Annotated in this window: 18 protein-coding genes; all 18 read left to right on the forward strand. The window is 38.2% G+C overall.

Annotated elements, in window-relative coordinates; genetic code table 11:
* The first annotated feature begins 45 nt into the window (after positions 1 to 45).
* Complete coding sequence (ispE, locus tag ACQKII_RS21085) at positions 46 to 912, forward strand: 4-(cytidine 5'-diphospho)-2-C-methyl-D-erythritol kinase (protein WP_427462421.1); 867 nt, start codon at positions 46 to 48, stop codon at positions 910 to 912.
* A 56-nt stretch (positions 913 to 968) separates the two neighbouring features.
* The gene (gene purR, locus ACQKII_RS21090; protein ID WP_427462422.1) at positions 969 to 1796 is read left to right on the forward strand and encodes a pur operon repressor; all 828 of its coding nucleotides are present in this window, start codon (positions 969 to 971) and stop codon (positions 1794 to 1796) included.
* A 3-nt stretch (positions 1797 to 1799) separates the two neighbouring features.
* A complete protein-coding gene (locus ACQKII_RS21095) occupies positions 1800 to 2174 on the forward strand; it encodes a RidA family protein (protein WP_427462423.1) in 375 nt (124 codons plus the stop codon).
* A gap of 239 nt (positions 2175 to 2413) precedes the next feature.
* Positions 2414 to 2707 carry a septation regulator SpoVG gene (gene spoVG, locus ACQKII_RS21100; RefSeq protein ID WP_427462424.1) on the forward strand — a complete coding sequence of 98 codons (294 nt, stop codon included), beginning with the start codon at positions 2414 to 2416 and terminating at the stop codon, positions 2705 to 2707.
* Positions 2708 to 2978: 271 nt separating this feature from the next.
* Positions 2979 to 4349 (forward strand): bifunctional UDP-N-acetylglucosamine diphosphorylase/glucosamine-1-phosphate N-acetyltransferase GlmU, encoded by a 1371-nt coding sequence (gene glmU, locus ACQKII_RS21105; RefSeq protein ID WP_427462425.1) that lies wholly within the window; start codon positions 2979 to 2981, stop codon positions 4347 to 4349.
* Positions 4350 to 4373: 24 nt separating this feature from the next.
* Positions 4374 to 5333 carry a ribose-phosphate diphosphokinase gene (locus tag ACQKII_RS21110; protein WP_143996618.1) on the forward strand — a complete coding sequence of 320 codons (960 nt, stop codon included), beginning with the start codon at positions 4374 to 4376 and terminating at the stop codon, positions 5331 to 5333.
* A gap of 342 nt (positions 5334 to 5675) precedes the next feature.
* Complete coding sequence (locus ACQKII_RS21115; RefSeq protein ID WP_427462426.1) at positions 5676 to 6263, forward strand: 50S ribosomal protein L25/general stress protein Ctc; 588 nt, start codon at positions 5676 to 5678, stop codon at positions 6261 to 6263.
* A gap of 248 nt (positions 6264 to 6511) precedes the next feature.
* Positions 6512 to 7072, forward strand: coding sequence for an aminoacyl-tRNA hydrolase (pth, locus tag ACQKII_RS21120; protein WP_427462427.1), 561 nt, complete (start codon positions 6512 to 6514; stop codon positions 7070 to 7072).
* A 235-nt stretch (positions 7073 to 7307) separates the two neighbouring features.
* Positions 7308 to 7535 (forward strand): anti-sigma-F factor Fin, encoded by a 228-nt coding sequence (locus ACQKII_RS21125; protein ID WP_143996615.1) that lies wholly within the window; start codon positions 7308 to 7310, stop codon positions 7533 to 7535.
* 314 nt (positions 7536 to 7849) lie between these two features.
* Positions 7850 to 11362: a transcription-repair coupling factor gene (mfd, locus tag ACQKII_RS21130; RefSeq protein ID WP_427462428.1), complete on the forward strand. Its 3513-nt coding sequence runs from the start codon at positions 7850 to 7852 to the stop codon at positions 11360 to 11362.
* Between the two features lie 198 nt (positions 11363 to 11560).
* Positions 11561 to 12094, forward strand: coding sequence for a stage V sporulation protein T (gene spoVT, locus ACQKII_RS21135; protein WP_427462429.1), 534 nt, complete (start codon positions 11561 to 11563; stop codon positions 12092 to 12094).
* Between the two features lie 163 nt (positions 12095 to 12257).
* Positions 12258 to 13877, forward strand: a complete 1620-nt coding sequence (locus ACQKII_RS21140; protein WP_427462430.1) for a putative polysaccharide biosynthesis protein — start codon at positions 12258 to 12260, stop codon at positions 13875 to 13877.
* A 9-nt stretch (positions 13878 to 13886) separates the two neighbouring features.
* A complete protein-coding gene (mazG, locus tag ACQKII_RS21145) occupies positions 13887 to 15347 on the forward strand; it encodes a nucleoside triphosphate pyrophosphohydrolase (RefSeq protein ID WP_427462431.1) in 1461 nt (486 codons plus the stop codon).
* A 4-nt stretch (positions 15348 to 15351) separates the two neighbouring features.
* Positions 15352 to 15642, forward strand: a complete 291-nt coding sequence (locus tag ACQKII_RS21150) for an RNA-binding S4 domain-containing protein (protein ID WP_427462432.1) — start codon at positions 15352 to 15354, stop codon at positions 15640 to 15642.
* A 145-nt stretch (positions 15643 to 15787) separates the two neighbouring features.
* Positions 15788 to 16087, forward strand: coding sequence for a sporulation protein YabP (gene yabP / locus ACQKII_RS21155; protein ID WP_004229167.1), 300 nt, complete (start codon positions 15788 to 15790; stop codon positions 16085 to 16087).
* Positions 16084 to 16575, forward strand: coding sequence for a spore cortex biosynthesis protein YabQ (gene yabQ, locus ACQKII_RS21160; protein WP_427462433.1), 492 nt, complete (start codon positions 16084 to 16086; stop codon positions 16573 to 16575). Before yabP ends, yabQ begins: the two co-directional genes overlap by 4 nt.
* A 16-nt stretch (positions 16576 to 16591) precedes the next feature.
* The gene (locus ACQKII_RS21165) at positions 16592 to 16996 is read left to right on the forward strand and encodes an FtsB family cell division protein (protein ID WP_427462434.1); all 405 of its coding nucleotides are present in this window, start codon (positions 16592 to 16594) and stop codon (positions 16994 to 16996) included.
* Between the two features lie 134 nt (positions 16997 to 17130).
* Entirely contained in the window at positions 17131 to 17559 is a 429-nt protein-coding gene (locus ACQKII_RS21170) for a S1 domain-containing RNA-binding protein (protein ID WP_054768432.1), read from the forward strand.
* Positions 17560 to 17622: the final 63 nt, after the last annotated feature.

The following is a 17622-nucleotide window of genomic DNA, read 5'->3' on the forward strand; positions in this document are numbered from 1 at the left end:
CAAGGCGAAATTGATACGTGCTGTTGTTATGAGGGAGGAAGTAAGATGCTTTATGTAAAGGCGCCTGCGAAAATTAATTTAACATTAGATGTGCTATATAAACGACCAGATAATTATCACGAAGTGGAGATGGTCATGACGACTGTCGATTTGGCAGATCGTATTAGCTTAGAGTCCCGAGAAGATGGTGTAATTGAAATTATCTCCACTGATAATTTTGTGCCCAATGACCACCGTAATTTTGCTTATCAGGCAGCGCGTCTTATTAAAGATACATACGGCATTGGACAAGGTGTATCCATTACAATTGAAAAAGAAATACCTATTGCAGCAGGACTTGCAGGCGGTAGTAGTGATGCAGCGGCTACATTAAAGGGCTTAAATGAGCTATGGAATTTAGATTTATCAATAGATGAGTTAGCCGAACTAGGAGCTAAAATAGGTTCAGATGTTTCTTTTTGTGTATACGGCGGTACAGCACTAGCAACAGGGCGAGGGGAAAAAATTCAAGAATTACCTACACCTCCAAATTGTTGGGTTGTGTTAGCCAAGCCGAAAATAGGTGTATCAACAGCAGAAGTCTACGGCGGGTTAAAGGTTGAAGGGTTAGTGCATCCAAATACTAAGCAAATGATTCAAGCAATTGAGACAGAAGATTATGAGCTACTTTGTGCATCGTTAGGAAATGTTTTGGAAACTGTAACATTTGAGTTACATCCAGAGGTTGTCATGTTAAAAGAGCAGATGAAGCGCTTTGGTGCAGATGCGACATTAATGAGCGGAAGCGGTCCAACGGTGTTTGGTCTTGTGGATAGCGAAGCTCGTGTGAGCCGTATTTATAATGGTTTACGAGGTTTTTGCGAAGAAGTATATGCAGTGCGTATTTTAGGAGAGCGGAATACGCTTGCTTAAAAACGCATAATTGTGTTAATTTTACCTATAAATATTCGTGTTTAGGAGAGGGTCGCATGAAATGGAAACGTAGTGAACGACTAGTTGACATGACGTACTATTTACTAGAACATCCACATCAGCTGATCCCGCTAACTTATTTTTCAGAACTATATCAATCTGCAAAATCTTCGATTAGTGAAGATTTAACGATTGTAAAAGAAACTTTCGAAGAAAAAGGAATCGGGTTATTGATGACAGTGCCGGGCGCTGCAGGGGGGGTAAAGTATATCCCTAAAATGTCCGAAACAGAAGTTCGATTGGTCATACAGGATTTAAAGGCAGAACTAGAACATTCAGATCGATTATTGCCTGGTGGTTATTTATTTATGACGGATTTACTTGGCAATCCAGATTTAATTAATCGGGTAGGCAAGGTGTTTGCATCTGCATTTGCTAATCAACAAATCGACGTTATTATGACCGTAGCAACAAAAGGTATTTCAATTGCCCATGCTATTGCGAGACATTTGAATGTACCTGTTGTAGTTGTAAGAAGAGATAGTAAGGTAACGGAAGGTTCTACCGTTAGTATAAACTACGTATCTGGTTCTTCCAGAAGAATTCAGACAATGGTATTATCAAAAAGAAGCATGAAGAGTGGACAGCGTGTACTTATCACCGATGACTTCATGAAGGTCGGTGGTACGATGAATGGCATGAAAAATCTATTAGAGGAGTTTGACTGCCAGTTAGCAGGCATTGCGGTGCTTGTAGAAGCAGAGCATGCAGACGAAACGTTAGTAGATGATTATTACTCACTTGTGAAGCTTCATGAAGTTAATGAAAAAGACCGTACAATTGCATTAAGTGAAGGTAATTATTTTTCAAAAAGGGAGAAATGACAAATGAATATAGTAGCAACAACGAATGCACCAGCAGCAATCGGACCATACGCACAAGGAATGATCGTGAATGGCATGTTTTATAGTTCAGGTCAAATTCCACTTACTGCAGCAGGTGAATTAGTGGATGGTGATATTGTCGCTCAAACGAACCAAGTATTTGCTAACCTCAAGGCAGTATTAGCAGCTGCAGGATCATCATTAGACAATGTAGTGAAAACAACTGTCTTTATGAAAGATATGAATGATTTTGTTGCGATGAACGAAGTATACGCTAGTCATTTTGGAGAACATAAGCCAGCTCGTTCTGCAGTAGAGGTAGCACGGTTACCGAAGGATGTAAAAGTAGAAATTGAAGTTATTGCCATTGTAAAGTGAAAAATATCAAAAACCCTTTGAAAGAGTAACAAGCTCTTTCAAAGGGTTTTTTTAATAACGAGAAGGTAGTTGACAAACAATTGTCAAACTTTCTGTAAATTAGAGAAAATATTATAGAGAATTACAAATGAAGTATTCAAATTTTTTTGAAAATTTGGTAGACTATAAAAAGGGAAATATTCGGTAATTCAGAATATGATATTTTCATTTAGGCATCTAAGAAGAGAGGTGGTGAGAAAATGGAAGTTACTGATGTAAGATTACGTCGTGTACAAACAGATGGTCGCATGCGTGCGATTGCTTCCATTACACTCGACAATGAGTTTGTGGTACATGATATTCGTGTAATTGATGGCAATACAGGCTTGTTCGTTGCTATGCCTAGTAAACGTACACCAGATGGGGAATTTAGAGATATTGCACATCCTATCAATTCCACTACACGTAATAAAATTCAAGAGATTATTTTACATGCTTATCACAATTCTAGTGAAGTTGAAGAGGCAGAAGAATTAGAAGGAATTGGCGTCTAGTAAAAAGGGAATTAATGTTGGCTTAGATAACCATTATCAATTTAGTGTATTTCTGGCGATGGTTAGTAAAAAGAACTCTTCAGAATGTGGAGTTCTTTTTATTTTGTGAAAAAAACGAAAACATGCAAATTTAGGGCATTCATTATAACATTCGAGCATAAGCCGTATTTGATTTAGGAATTCATCGATTTGTCAAGTCAACATGCCTTGAAAAGAGTTGAATTTTGCTATATAGTCAAAAGAGAAAATGAGCGTATTGGAGGACTTACAGATGAGCAACATTTTTGCTGTCATTTTGGCTGCAGGTCAAGGTACACGTATGAAGTCCAAATTATATAAAGTGCTCCATCCAGTTTGTGGGAAGCCCATGGTACAACATGTTGTGGATCACATTCAAACATTAGGTGTTAATCGCATCGTAACGGTTGTTGGACATGGTGCAGAAAAAGTGCAACAACAACTTGGTGAAAGTAGTGAGTATGTTTTACAAGCAGAACAGTTAGGCACAGCACATGCTGTTCAACAAGCAGAGGCAATTCTAGGTAATGAAGAAGGTACAACATTAGTTGTATGTGGTGATACACCACTTATTCGTCCGGAAACGATGAAGGCTTTATTTGAACATCACCAAGCTAAAAATGCAAAGGCGACAATTTTAACAGCTGTTGCTGAAAATCCAACAGGCTATGGTCGTATTTTACGTGGCGACAATGGACAAGTGGAGCAAATCGTCGAGCAAAAGGATGCTACTGCAGAGCAACAACTTGTGACGGAAATTAATACGGGCACATATTGCTTCGATAACAAATTGTTATTTGAGACGCTAAAACATGTAAAAAACGATAACGTACAGGGAGAGTATTACTTACCTGATGTGATTGAACTTTTACAAAAACAAGGTGACATCGTCGAAGCATTTGTAACAGAAGATTTTGAAGAAACACTTGGTGTCAATGATCGTGTTGCGTTGTCACAGGCAGAGACTTTAATGCGCGCGCGTATTAATGAACGTCATATGCGAAACGGTGTAACAATCATTAATCCAGAGGCTACGTATATTAGTGCTGAGGCAGTTATTGGTTGTGATACTGTGATTCAATCAGGTTCTATGATTGAAGGCGCTACTGTTATTGGAGAGGATTGTATAATTGGACCCAACACACAAATCATCGATAGTCGCGTCGGTGACCGAACTTCTGTGCATTCTTCTGTTGTGCGTGAAAGCGCTATAGCGGAAGATACAGCTATTGGACCGTTTGCAAATATCCGACCACTTTCTGATATTGGTAGCCATGTGAAAATAGGCAACTTTGTAGAAGTGAAGAAAAGCAAGCTAGGTAATGACACGAAAGTATCGCATTTAAGCTATATTGGTGATGCTGAGATAGGAAGTAACGTCAATATTGGCTGTGGTTCTATTACAGTGAATTATGATGGGAAAAATAAGTTCCAAACAATTATTGAAGATGATGTATTTGTAGGATGTAATACTAATCTAGTTGCACCAGTAAAGGTTGGTAAAGGTTCATTTATTGCAGCGGGATCTACAATTACAAAAGAAGTTCCTGAAGATGCATTGGCAATTGCCCGTGCAAGACAAGAAAACAAACCGAATTATGTAAGCAAATTAAATTCAAAATAATTATCAACTAAACAGGAGGCCATCATGCCGTATCAATATGCAAACTCACAATTAAAAATATTCTCACTTAACTCAAACAATCCACTTGCTCAAGAAATTGCGCAAGAAATGGGTGTTGAATTAGGTAAATCTTCTGTGAAACACTTCAGCGATGGAGAGATTCAAATTAGTATTGAAGAAAGTATTCGAGGTTGTGACGTGTTTATCGTGCAGTCTACTTCTGCACCTGTAAACGAACATTTAATGGAGCTTTTAATAATGGTGGATGCGGTTAAACGTGCATCTGCTCGTACAGTTAACGTTGTAATGCCTTACTATGGTTATGCTCGTCAAGACCGTAAAGCAAAAGCACGAGAGCCAATTACAGCTAAATTAGTGGCAAACTTACTTGAAACGGCTGGTGCAACGCGTGTCATCGTATTAGATTTACATGCACCACAAATCCAAGGGTTCTTCGATATTTTAATCGACCACTTAATGGCAGTACCTTTACTTTCTGACTACTTCAAATCAAAAGGTATTCCAGCAGAAGAAATCGTTATTGTTTCTCCTGACCATGGTGGCGTAACACGTGCTCGTAAAATGGCAGAACGCTTAAAAGCACCAATCGCTATTATTGATAAGCGCCGTCCAAAACCAAATGTTGCAGAAGTGATGAACATCGTAGGTAATGTTGACGGAAAAGTGGCAATCTTGATTGATGATATTATCGATACTGCTGGAACAATCACAATCGGTGCAGATGCATTACGTGCTGCTGGTGCAAAAGAAGTTTATGCTTGCTGTTCTCACCCAGTACTATCAGGTCCAGCAATTGACCGTATCGAAAAATCGGCAATTAAAGAATTAGTTGTAACGAATACAATTCAGCTTTCTGATGAGAAAAAATCTCCAAAAATCACTGAGCTTTCAGTAGCTAAATTAATGGCAGATGCAATTTCTCGCGTATACGAAAATAAATCAGTAAGTACTTTATTTGATTGATCATATCAAGTTAGCATATAAAATATTTACTGCATGCAATAGGGGTTCAGTGCGTAAACTGCAAGTTCAAATTGCCTTAACGTACAATGAACTTAGCAAAATATGTGACAAATTAAGGACAAATCTACATTTTTTAGTGGATTTGTCCTTTTTGTATGCCTGTCGCGTGTTGAAGTCTATATTAAAGGGTATACTAGTAATTGTTACTAAATATATTTGCGTCACTATTAAAAGGATGTAAATATTGGTAGATCCCTATGCAGATGTCTACTGTTTTGATAGAAGTTAAACCAGGTACATTTTGCTTAGGCGTAATTTTTCTTGGAAGGGGAAGGTATAGATATGAGTACAGTCTTAAGTGTAAGAAAACGCGAAGCTGGGCATCGTTCGACATTAACCCAACTTAGAAAAGGGGGAGCCATTCCAGCAGTAATTTACGGCTACAAATTAGATTCAACCCCAATTTCTATTTCTGCAAAAGAATTTAAAAAGTTCGTTCAAAAAAATGGACGTAATGGCGTTTTTCCAATGGAGTTAGATGGGATAAGAGTAAATGTTGTGGTATCTGAAGTGCAACAATGTAGTTTGAAGGATGAAGTAAATCACATTGATTTTTTAGCCATTAATATGTCTGAAGAATTAGAAGTTGATGCAGCCGTAACGCTTGTTGGTGAGTCTGTTGGTGTAAGAGAAGGTGGCATATTAATGCAACCAAACTTGGAAATAAAAATAAAAGTAAAACCAACTGAAATCCCAGAAACAATTGAGATTGATATTACGAAACTTGCAATCGGGGATTCTATTTTGGTAGCAGATATTCGCGATCAAGTAGATTTTGATATTATAAGTGAAGATGCTTTTACATTGGTAACCATCATGGCACCAGTTGCATCTGTAGAGAAAGAAGAAATAGACAATAGCGATGAATAAATAAGACTCAAAGTATGTTTTAAGGAAATGCTATCAAGAAGGTCTAGAATGACTGTCTTGATAGCTTTTTTGTCGTGAAAAAGTATAATTTTTGAAACTGGAAATAGTAAGATTTAAAATAGATATAGAAATTAATTTGGAATAGAAAATAGCTTTCGATACATTTCTTCGTGAGAAATGTATCGAAATGTTTTCTTAGAGCTCAATATGGTAAAATAATGACTATTAGATTGAGAAGAGAGGTACTTATGAAAATTATTGTTGGTTTAGGAAATCCAGGTAAACCTTATGAGCATACAAGACATAATATTGGTTTTGATGTGGTTGATGCATTAGCGAAAAAATGGAATGCTCCTTTAACAAATTCAAAATTTAATGGTATGTATGTAACTGTACATCGTCCTGAGGGAAAGGTTCTACTTGTTAAGCCTTTAACATATATGAATTTATCGGGTGAATGTGTTGGTCCACTAATGGATTATTTTGATATTGATGTAGAAGATTTAATAGTTATTTATGATGATTTAGACTTAGAAACAGGAAAGTTACGTTTACGTCAAAAAGGTAGTGCTGGTGGGCATAATGGTATTAAGTCATTAATTCAGCATTTAGGAACACAAGAATTTAACCGTATTCGTATTGGTGTTAATCGACCTCCGGCAGGCATGAAGGTAGCGGATTATGTGTTATCAAAGTTTGCTAAAGAAGACCAAGGCGTCGTAGAGGCGGCTGTTGATAAGAGTGTAAATGCAATAGAAGCAGCTCTCTCAAAACCATTCCTTGATGTGATGAACCACTTTAACAGCTAGGTAGTGCTTCTAAATTCCAACTGACTTTATTTAAGCATTTAAACTCTATGCAGGTGTTACAAATGTTTTATGCGCGAAAACGATGTGATAGGTAGATTTATAAAATGTTAAATGATACCTGTACAATGCAGATTTGAACGTTTTTACAACTTTAGCGTTGTTGAATAGTGCATAATCTTTTTCGGTAATGTCTATACTTTAAGTAGTAAGTTGCTTAAGGGAGGATGATTTGGAGATGTCAGTTCGCTATCGATGTCGGCATTGTGAAGTAGAAATAGGGACACTACCATTTGATGCAGATGATACGATTCGGAAGTTGCATATTTTCGAGATGGGTGAGGCGGATGATTATGTTGAAAAGGATCAGCATGGACAAACGACTGTGCACTGCATTTGTGAGCAATGTGAGGATTCGCTTAGACAATATCCAGATTATCATGCACTCAATAAATGGATACAATAATAGGAAGGATGCTTTGGCGCACAATGTGTGCGTTCAAAGCTTTTTCCGTTTTAACTTTATAAAGTAAGAGTCTGCCTATTGAGACAATGCAAATTGTGCCAACTAAAGTCCCCACGGTGTTTTTCTAAACAATCGTGAATAGATCATGAAGTACGGGCGGCAGATCTTATTTTGAAGACAAGCAAGCTATAGCTACAATTACGCTGAGGTGTGATTGATAAATAGACAATAAAAATTCGTATAATTATACTAGATTGATAGTATATGGCGATTAAGGGTAAATAGAATATTGGCGCTGAAAGGAGCTTTTGACTGTGGAAGTTTTACGAAAGCTTGTGTCCCAGGACAAACACATCACATCATTTATAAAGGAAATTCAGAGTGGTCTTACTAAATCTCAGCTTATAACAGGATTAACAGGAAGCGCACGCCCAGTATTGGTCGATGCGTTGTTTGAATATATACAAAAGCCCGTTTATATTGTGTCACCCAATTTATTGCAGGCACAAAAGATGGTTGAAGAACTTGTGAGCTTATTAGGTGAAGAGTATGTGCATTATTATCCTGCAGATGAGTTTATTGCTGCAGACTTATCGGTAGCATCGCCAGAACTACGTGCTGAACGTATAGCAACGCTGGATTGTCTAGCGAGGGGTGAGAGAGGTGTTTATATCGTCCCTGTTGCGGGCTTACGTAAAATGATGCCCCCCAAGGAGCATTGGCTGCAATATTTTTTACAGACAGCTGTTGGTGACGATATTCGGATTGAGGAATGGCTACAAACACTAGTGGCGATGGGGTATGTGCGTAATTCAATGGTGACCACACCAGGTGAATTTGCATTGCGCGGAGGAATCTTAGACATTTATCCACCTTATTTAGAAGCACCTATTCGTATTGAGCTATTTGATACGGAAGTAGACTCAATTCGTACATTCTCTGCGGATGATCAACGTTCCATCGATAAATTGCAAAAAGTTCGTATTCTACCAGCGTCAGAGGTAATCTTGACGAAGGAAGAGCGAATGACATTAGCCAGTCGTTTAGAAGCAGCATTAGCAGCGAGCTTAAAAAAGGTGAAAAAACAGGAGACAAAAGAACTTCTTTATCAACACATTCAATATGATATTGAATTGTTACAACAAGGGGATTTACCGGATTATGTAAACAAATATGGTTCACTTTTATATGAAAAAACAGCTTATTTAGGTGATTATTTTGCGCAGGATGGCGTCGTATTATTTGATGAACTTGGACGTATTCAGGAAGTTATGGACGCGTGGGAACGTGAAGAGGACGAGTGGTTTTTATCGCTGATTGAAGAAGGAAAGATGGTGCACGATGTAAAGCCAGCCTTTTCTTTAAAAGAAATTTTAGCAATGCTTTCACAGCAGAAACTATTTTTATCATTATTCTCACGTACATTTGCGGGTATTTCATTTAATAAAGCGACTAACTTCTCTTGTAAGCCGATGCAGCAATTCCATGGTCAGATGGCGTTGTTACAAAGCGAAATTGAACGATGGCTGATGGGCAAATTCACTGTGCTGATAGTCGCTAGAGATAAGGATCGTGTTAAACGTGTACAGCAGATGCTAGAAGAATATGATATCCATGCAACAATTGGGGAGCCAAATGAGCCAGGGATTTATATTTCTGATGGCGTTTTGTCGAGTGGCTTTGAATTACCATTACAGCGTTTGGCGATTGTAACCGAGGATGAATTATTTAAACAACAGGCAAAGAAAAAAGCACGTGCTCAAAAAATGACGAACGCAGAACGTATTAAAAGCTATACAGAAATAAAGCCAGGCGATTATGTCGTGCATGTGCATCATGGTATAGGGAAATACATTGGTGTGGAAACGTTAGAGGTAAACGGTACACATAAGGATTACTTGCATATTCGTTACCGCGCTGATGATAAATTATATGTACCAGTAGAGCAGATAGATTTAATCCAAAAATATGTGGCATCTGAAGACCGTGAACCAAAGCTACATAAATTAGGTGGTGCGGAATGGAAAAAGGCTAAAGCAAAGGTGTCCTCAGCCGTCCAAGACATTGCCGATGATTTAATCAAGTTGTACGCTAAGCGAGAAGCGGAAAAGGGCCATGCATTTGAGCCAGATAATGATGATCAGCGTACTTTTGAAGCATCGTTCCCTTATGATGAAACAGAAGATCAGCTACGTTCAATTGTTGAAGTGAAGCGTGATATGGAGCGTGAGCGACCGATGGATCGTCTTGTATGTGGAGATGTTGGATACGGTAAAACAGAAGTAGCAATTCGTGCAGCATTTAAAGCCATCCAGGATGGCAAGCAGGCTGCCTTCCTGGTACCGACAACTATTCTAGCTCAACAACATTATGAAACGATTCGCGAACGATTCCAAGACTTTGCCATCAATGTGGGATTATTATCTCGTTTCCGTACGAAAAAGGAGCAAACAGCAACGTTAAAGGGTTTAAAAGAAGGGCAAGTAGATATTGTTGTTGGGACACACCGAATTTTATCAAAGGATTTAACGTTCCAAGACTTGGGTCTGCTTATTGTGGATGAGGAGCAGCGCTTTGGTGTTACACATAAGGAAAAAATTAAGCAACTGAAAACGAATGTTGATGTTTTAACATTAACGGCCACACCAATTCCAAGGACACTCCATATGTCTATGGTTGGTGTACGTGATTTATCGGTTATTGAAACGCCACCTGCAAATCGTTTTCCTGTACAAACATATGTCATGGAGCATAGTGGTGCATTAGTGCGTGAAGCTATTGAACGAGAAATGGCACGTGGTGGCCAAGTATTCTACTTATACAATCGAGTGGAAGATATGGCTCGTAAGGTCGATGAGATTCAAATGCTTGTCCCTGAGGCGCGTATTGGACATGCAAATGGGAAAATGACTGAATCGGAATTAGAATCTGTGATTTTAGCCTTTTTAGAGGGTGACTACGATGTGCTAGTTACGACAACGATTATTGAAACAGGTGTTGATATTCCTAATGTGAACACGCTTATTGTACAAGATGCTGATCGCATGGGTTTAGCCCAGCTTTATCAATTACGTGGCCGTGTTGGACGTTCGAATCGTGTGGCGTATGCGTACTTTATGTATCAGCGTGACAAGGTACTAACAGATGTGGCTGAGCAAAGATTGCAGGCTATTAAAGAATTTACGGAGCTAGGCTCAGGCTTTAAGATTGCGATGCGCGATTTATCAATTCGTGGTGCTGGAAATTTACTTGGCGCGCAGCAGCATGGCTTTATTGATTCAGTTGGCTTCGACCTGTACTCGCAAATGCTTGAAGAGGCCATTGCAGAACGCCAGACTGGTGTGAAAAAAGAGGATAAGCCTGAAATAGAAATTTTACTAAATATTGACGCATATATACCGGATGCATATATACCAGATGGCTATCAAAAAATTCAGATGTATAAGCGTATTAAGGCAATGGATCAAATTGAGGATTACGGAGAGATCATGGAGGAGTTAGAGGATCGCTTTGGAGATCTTCCGGTTGAAACAGAGCGTTTACTGCGTATTGCTCGTATGAAGGTCTGGGGCTTGGGCGCAGGCGTAATGTCAGTAAAGGAAAAACAAAAAGTTATCTCAATTTTATTTTCTGAAGAAGGTACAGCGAAGGTTGATGGTAGCAAAATTGTTTCAGAGTCAATGAAGTTTGAGCGAGCTGTTGGATTTGGCATGGACGGCATGCAATTGAAATTAACGATTGATGAACGTAAAAGCGGAAAATATCAGTCGTTTGATATTTTAGAAGAAATGATGCAAATTATTGACAAAGCAAAAAAAGAGCAATGAAAAAGGACTGATTATTATCATAGGTGATAATAATCAGTCCTTTATTTATTTCTTATTATTCCTTTTCCATTTTTAACTGGTTTGAAAAATATTGTTGGCTTTGAAATCCTTTTTCTTCAGTTTTTGCATAGATTGTTTATTTAAAATCCATACTATTGTTGAATACAAATTTGATTGTAGCGAAAGCGAGGCATTTAGATGAAAGCAACAGGGATTGTTCGTCGTATTGATGATTTAGGGCGCGTGGTTATTCCAAAAGAAATTCGTAGGACGCTACGTATTCGTGAAGGTGACCCTTTAGAAATTTACACGGATCGTGAAGGGGAAGTCATTTTAAAAAAATATTCTCCGATTAATGATTTAGGGGAATTTGCGAGAGAATATGTAGAAACGTTATATGAAACGATGGGTACTCCAGCATTTGTAACGGACAGAGATGAAGTTATTGCGGTTTCCGGTATCGGTAAGAAAGAGTATATAAATCGTCGTATTACATCCTTTGCGGAAAGTTTTATGGACGAGCGCTCAACAAAGATTGAAAAAATGGAAACAACAATTGAAATTGTTCCTGGACAATATGAGCAGGTAAAATCTTATTGTGCAACACCAATTATGGTCAATGGCGATCCAATTGGCTGCATTATTGTTCTTTCCAAAGTGCATTTTGTTGGTGAAGTAGAAGTAAAAGTTGTGGAAACAGCTGCAAATTTCTTAGCTAAGCAAATGGAATAATTAATGAATATTTAAAGTTATTGTGATGACCTTCTAGGCGAAACAATAACTTTTTTTTTCGTACATAGTTGTAAGCTATAATAATGGAGAAGTAAACTGGCGCTTCAAACTTTTGAGTTATGCTATACTATTGGCATTGTTAAAGAAGGAAAGAGGATAGTTTATGTCGGAACGTTTTGGCATGAAAAGTTACATGAAGGGTGCTGCTTTATTAACAATTGCGGCTCTTATTGTAAAAGTACTAAGTGCAATTTATCGTGTACCTTTTCAAAATCTTGTTGGTGATGAAGGCTTCTATATTTACCAACAGGTGTATCCAGTAATATCTATTTTTGTTGTTTGGACATCAAGTGGTTTTGCAGTAGCCATTTCTAAGATGCTTGCTGATAATGATTGTATAGTAGACCCCATAGAAAGAACACAAAAAAGAAGCGGCATTATGCGTATTATTTTTCGTTATTTAACGTTGCTGTCGTTCGTATTTTTTTCTGTACTATTTGTAGGTGCGGACTTGCTAGCTAATTTGATGGGTGATGGAAAGCTTACACCATTGCTACGTACAGGTTCCTTTATAGTACTTGTTATGCCGGCTCTGGCCATTTTAAAGGGTGGTTTTCAATCAAGAGGTATTATGGAACCGATTGCTTACGCACAAGTACTTGAGCAAACTGTAAGAGTATGTTTCATCTTGGTAGGTACATTTATTGTGATGACAACGACAAAGTCGCTTTATGGTGCCGGACAAATGGCAATTACAGGCACGGTCATCGGTGAATGTTTTGGATTTTTACTACTTGCGTATATCTTTAAAAAACGCTTTGGGACATTTATAGGTAAGCAACAACAACAAATAGCAAGTCTACCCGTTTTGAAAGAAGTCACTTTACTAAGTTTAAGTGTTAGTATGAGCAGCCTGTTATTACTGGGCTATCAGCTAGTAGATTCTTTTACCATCTATTCACTACTAATTGATAGTGGAATGGATCAGACTTTAGCAAAGGAAACGAAGGGTATATATGATCGTGGACAGCCGTTAGTACAGTTAGGTATTGTCATTGCTTCTTCGCTGTCGCTTGCCATTGTCCCACTTGTTGCCCATATGTCAAAAAAACGGGAAGGGCGGAGTGCTATCCCGTTTATTCAATTAACCTATAGATCATCTGTATTATTTGGTTGGGCGGCATCTTTAGGTCTAATATTAGTTATGCCTTATATTAACGCGATGCTCTTTAAAACAGATGCACTATCAGATGTCCTGATGTTATACGTGCTACAAATTGTACCTTTGTCGATCATTTTAACATTTACTGCAATTTTACAAGGCTACGGAAAATTAAAAAAGCCAGCGCTCTTTTTATTTACAGGCTTTATCATGAAAATACTGTTGAATGTGCTGACTATTGATTCGCTTGGTGTATTAGGTGCAGCCATAGCAAATAATGTCGGGCTGTTGTTCTCGGCGCTAGCCCTTGTTTTTTATTTAAAAAAAATGACAGGTATTCAATTGGCCCCTGTAAATTTTTATAAAAAGATCAGCGTGGCCTCGCTAAGTATGACAGTGGTAGTTGTCCTCTGGTTACAATTTGTACCAACATTTTTAAGTAGTTTTTTATCGGCGCGTTTTGTAGCTGTGGTAGCAGGCCTCAGTGCCGTCAGTATAGGAGCATTGGTAATGATTACAGTCATAGCAAAGCTACGTGTGCTTGCAGAAAAAGAGTGGTATTTACTTCCGTTTGGTAGAAGAATGGCGGTATATCAACTATGGTTAAATCGAAAGAAGTAGGTGGATTTATTGAATACATTAACAGTAATTGGCCTTGGGGCTGGTGATTTTGATCAGTTACAAATGGGCGTTTATAAAAAACTGAAGGCAGCAAAACATTTATATGTTCGGACTGTCGATCATCCCGTACTAGAAACGCTATCAGCCGAGGGTTTGCAATTTGAAGGCTTTGACGCAGTATATGAAAAGCATGGTACATTCCAGCCAGTCTATGAGGAAATTGCAGAAAAGCTGATCGAAGCAGCTGTATTTGGAGACGTGATGTATGCTGTACCAGGACATCCACTTGTGGCTGAGCAAACGGTGCAGCTTTTAATTACTGCGGCAGATGAGGGAAAAGTAAATTTAGTCATTGAAGGTGGACAGAGTTTTCTTGATCCAATTTTTGGCGCATTAAAAATTGATCCGATTGAGGGTTTTCAGTTACTTGATGGAACAAGTTTTTCCATGAACGATATCAATATGCGTCAGCATGTTTTAATAGCACAAGTATACGATACATTCAGCGCATCTGAAGTGAAGTTGACATTGATGGAGAAATATGATGATGAATATCCCGTAACTGTTGTTACTGCTGCTGGCTCATCGCAAGAAAAGTTGGTGATAGTCCCACTTTATGAGCTAGACCAAAGTGTTGAGGTGAATAATTTAACAACTGTCTACGTGCCACCAGTGAAATCGCAAGAGGGGGCGTTGCGAGACTGGACAACCCTCCGTGAAATTATTGCCACTTTACGCGGACCAGATGGCTGTCCATGGGATCAAAAACAGACACACGAATCACTAAAAAAATATTTGCTGGAAGAAGCACATGAATATTTGGCTGCTGTAGATGCAGAGGATGACTTTGCGATGATTGAGGAGCTTGGGGATGTTCTGTTACAAGTATTCTTGCATGCACAAATTGGAGAAGACCAAGGTTACTTCACACTAGAAGATGTTTTGGCTTCAATTAGTGAAAAAATGATTCGTCGTCATCCACATGTCTTTGGAGATGTATCTATAGAGGATGCAGATGGTGTTGTTGCAAATTGGGAGGCTATTAAAGCTGAAGAAAAAGGAATTAGTGAAAAGCCATTGTTGGATGAGGAATACCGTGCGTCGTCCTCCCTGCAAACTGCTTACAATTATCAAAAACGGGCAGCTAAGGTTGGCTTTGATTGGCCCGATGTGAGCGGTGCTTGGGACAAGTTTGCAGAGGAATGGCAGGAATTCCGCAATGAGGTGACGAAAGGTTCTAATGCAACACGTCTAGATGAGTTTGGGGATGTATTGTTTACACTTGTTAACTTAGCACGTTTTTATAAGTTGTCACCGGAGGAAGCCATGCTACATGCTAATGAGAAGTTTGCAAGACGCTTTGGCTTTGTAGAGGAAAAGGTGAAAGCAAGTGGTAAGCCATTTACAGCATATACTTTAGAACAATTAGACGCTTTTTGGGATGAAGCGAAGCAGTTAGAAAGGGAGTAAAAAAATGCGATTAGATAAATTTTTAAAAGTTTCACGATTGATTAAACGACGTACGCTAGCAAAAGAAGTAGCCGATCAAGGTCGTATTACGATTAATAGTAAGGTAGCAAAAGCGAGTAGTAGTGTAAAAGCAGGAGACGAGCTAGCCATTCGCTTCGGACAAAAAATTGTGACTGCGCGCGTGGAAGAAATACGTGATACTGTGAAAAAAGAAGATGCAATAAAGATGTTTACTATCTTAAAAGAAGAGCGACTTGAAAAAGTTGAACCTGAGTTTATCGACGACGAGGATTGATTTTCACTTAACTTTAGTCTCTTTAAATCTCTCAATAACGAGGACGGAAATTATTAAAAGTATGGCAACTTTTATAAAGTTGTCATGCTTTTTAGGTTGTCCGCATAAATTGAACAGAAGCTAGGACGACTAAAGGAGGAAAAAAATGACGCTACATCAAGAAAGTAATCGTTACACAATCCCATCTGGTGAGCATATTTTAACGATTCGTAATCGTAAAAGAATGGACATGACTTCTGTAAAATCAATTGAACGCTTTGATCAGGAAGAGTTTTTCATCAAGACGTCCCAAGGGCATTTGTTAATTCGCGGAGAAGAACTGCATATCGTTCATTTAGATGTAGACAAAGGGTTATTAACACTTGAAGGAACTGTAAAAACCTTACAGTACGACGAGGAGGAAAGTGGCTTCTCGAAAGGTTTCCTTCATAAGTTATTTGGATGATTGTTAGCGAGCAACTTGTTCAGCTATTAGTCATGGTTATGAGCGGTATAGCAGTTGGTTTTATTATTGATAGCGTAAGGCTAATCGTTTTTTCAACTCCAAAAAGGTCAAGCCGCCGCAAGTGGATGATGTTATTCGAGTTACTAACGTGGATTCTACTTGGGGGGTTGACATATTATTTATTATTTTGGCTAAAGGATGGCGCTTGGCGGGCTTATGACCCGCTAGCGCAAATCGCAGGTATTTTTTTGTATCAAACATTTTTTCAGACATTTTTACGTTTCGTTGCACGCATTTTGGTGAATATAACATGGAGACCCTTGTGGTTCATTGTACGATTAATAATCGCTCTTATTCGACAAATTTTGCAACTACTCGTTAATATTAGTTCCTTTGCTATAAGACCTTTTGTCAAAATTTATTCGTATTTGTCCTACACTTTATTAAAAAAATTTCGATATATCAAGTATAATAAAAGACAACAATAACTTCGGAGGTGCGGGCATGACTAAACGTCATTCATCAAATGATGAGCAACAAAATTATACGAAGCTTGATAATGACTATGTCCGTAACACGGATAAAGCTATAAATCGCAAAGCACAATCACGGAAACGAAAATTGCGCCGTATTGTTTTTTTTGCGATTGTGCCAGTCGTCATTATTGCCTTTCTCTTTAATATACTTTCGAATCAATCAGAAACGCTAGAGGTTAAAGAGAAGAAAAAGGTAGAAGTAGAACAGCATTTAACAGAGGTAAAAGAAGAACAAGAGATTTTAAATCTTAAAATTAAACAATTAGAAGATGATGAATACATTGCAAAGATTTTACGCAAAGAATATTTCTTAACAAAGGACGGCGAAATTAATTTCGTTATTCCAGAAGAGAAAGATAAAAAAGACGACTGAAAAGCTATGTATTGTTGACACTCTTTTTTAGTCATATATAATGAAAAGAGAAACTTATTGCAGTAAAAAGTTTGATTAAATTGATTACATGGCTCAAAAGAGTCGCTTAATTTTTAAGGAGGAGCATTTTTTTTATGTCAATTGAAGTAGGCAGCAAGGTACAAGGTAAAGTAACAGGAATTACAAATTTTGGAGCATTCGTTGAGCTGCCAGATGGCAAAACAGGCTTAGTACACATCAGTGAAGTTGCTGATAATTATGTAAAAGATATCAATGAGCATCTAAAAGTTGGAGATGAAGTTGAAGTAAAAGTGATGAATGTTGAAGCGGATGGAAAGATTGGTCTTTCAATCCGTAAAGCAAAGCCTCAAGTTGAGAGACCTGAGCGTCCTCAACGTCCACGTCGTGACAATCGCTCTAACGATCGTAACGAACGCCACCAGCCCAAAGAAAACTTTGAGCAAAAAATGGCACGTTTCTTAAAAGATAGTGATGAGCGATTAACAACACTAAAACGTGCAACAGAGTCAAAACGCGGTGGTCGCGGAGCTAGACGAGGGTAGTTTGCTGACTGTTTTAATCGTAGAAAAAGTGTATTAAATACTGTGGGGATTGGTTTTTGTTTA

The organism is Lysinibacillus sp. NPDC048646 (genome assembly GCF_050272295.1).
Classification (GTDB): domain Bacteria; phylum Bacillota; class Bacilli; order Bacillales_A; family Planococcaceae; genus Lysinibacillus.

Bases quoted from the DNA above. Each gene is read 5' to 3' on its own strand.
- ACQKII_RS21165 (WP_427462434.1), top strand. From the start codon at position 16,592: ATGACTAAACGTCATTCATCAAATGATGAGCAACAAAATTATACGAAG.
- ACQKII_RS21140 (WP_427462430.1), top strand. From the start codon at position 12,258: ATGTCGGAACGTTTTGGCATGAAAAGTTACATGAAGGGTGCTGCTTTA.
- yabP (WP_004229167.1), top strand. From the start codon at position 15,788: ATGACGCTACATCAAGAAAGTAATCGTTACACAATCCCATCTGGTGAG.
- pth (WP_427462427.1), top strand. From the start codon at position 6,512: ATGAAAATTATTGTTGGTTTAGGAAATCCAGGTAAACCTTATGAGCAT.
- ACQKII_RS21150 (WP_427462432.1), top strand. From the start codon at position 15,352: ATGCGATTAGATAAATTTTTAAAAGTTTCACGATTGATTAAACGACGT.
- ACQKII_RS21170 (WP_054768432.1), top strand. From the start codon at position 17,131: ATGTCAATTGAAGTAGGCAGCAAGGTACAAGGTAAAGTAACAGGAATT.
- ACQKII_RS21095 (WP_427462423.1), top strand. From the start codon at position 1,800: ATGAATATAGTAGCAACAACGAATGCACCAGCAGCAATCGGACCATAC.
- purR (WP_427462422.1), top strand. From the start codon at position 969: ATGAAATGGAAACGTAGTGAACGACTAGTTGACATGACGTACTATTTA.
- yabQ (WP_427462433.1), top strand. From the start codon at position 16,084: ATGATTGTTAGCGAGCAACTTGTTCAGCTATTAGTCATGGTTATGAGC.
- glmU (WP_427462425.1), top strand. From the start codon at position 2,979: ATGAGCAACATTTTTGCTGTCATTTTGGCTGCAGGTCAAGGTACACGT.
- ispE (WP_427462421.1), top strand. From the start codon at position 46: ATGCTTTATGTAAAGGCGCCTGCGAAAATTAATTTAACATTAGATGTG.
- ACQKII_RS21125 (WP_143996615.1), top strand. From the start codon at position 7,308: ATGTCAGTTCGCTATCGATGTCGGCATTGTGAAGTAGAAATAGGGACA.
- spoVG (WP_427462424.1), top strand. From the start codon at position 2,414: ATGGAAGTTACTGATGTAAGATTACGTCGTGTACAAACAGATGGTCGC.
- spoVT (WP_427462429.1), top strand. From the start codon at position 11,561: ATGAAAGCAACAGGGATTGTTCGTCGTATTGATGATTTAGGGCGCGTG.
- ACQKII_RS21110 (WP_143996618.1), top strand. From the start codon at position 4,374: ATGCCGTATCAATATGCAAACTCACAATTAAAAATATTCTCACTTAAC.
- ACQKII_RS21115 (WP_427462426.1), top strand. From the start codon at position 5,676: ATGAGTACAGTCTTAAGTGTAAGAAAACGCGAAGCTGGGCATCGTTCG.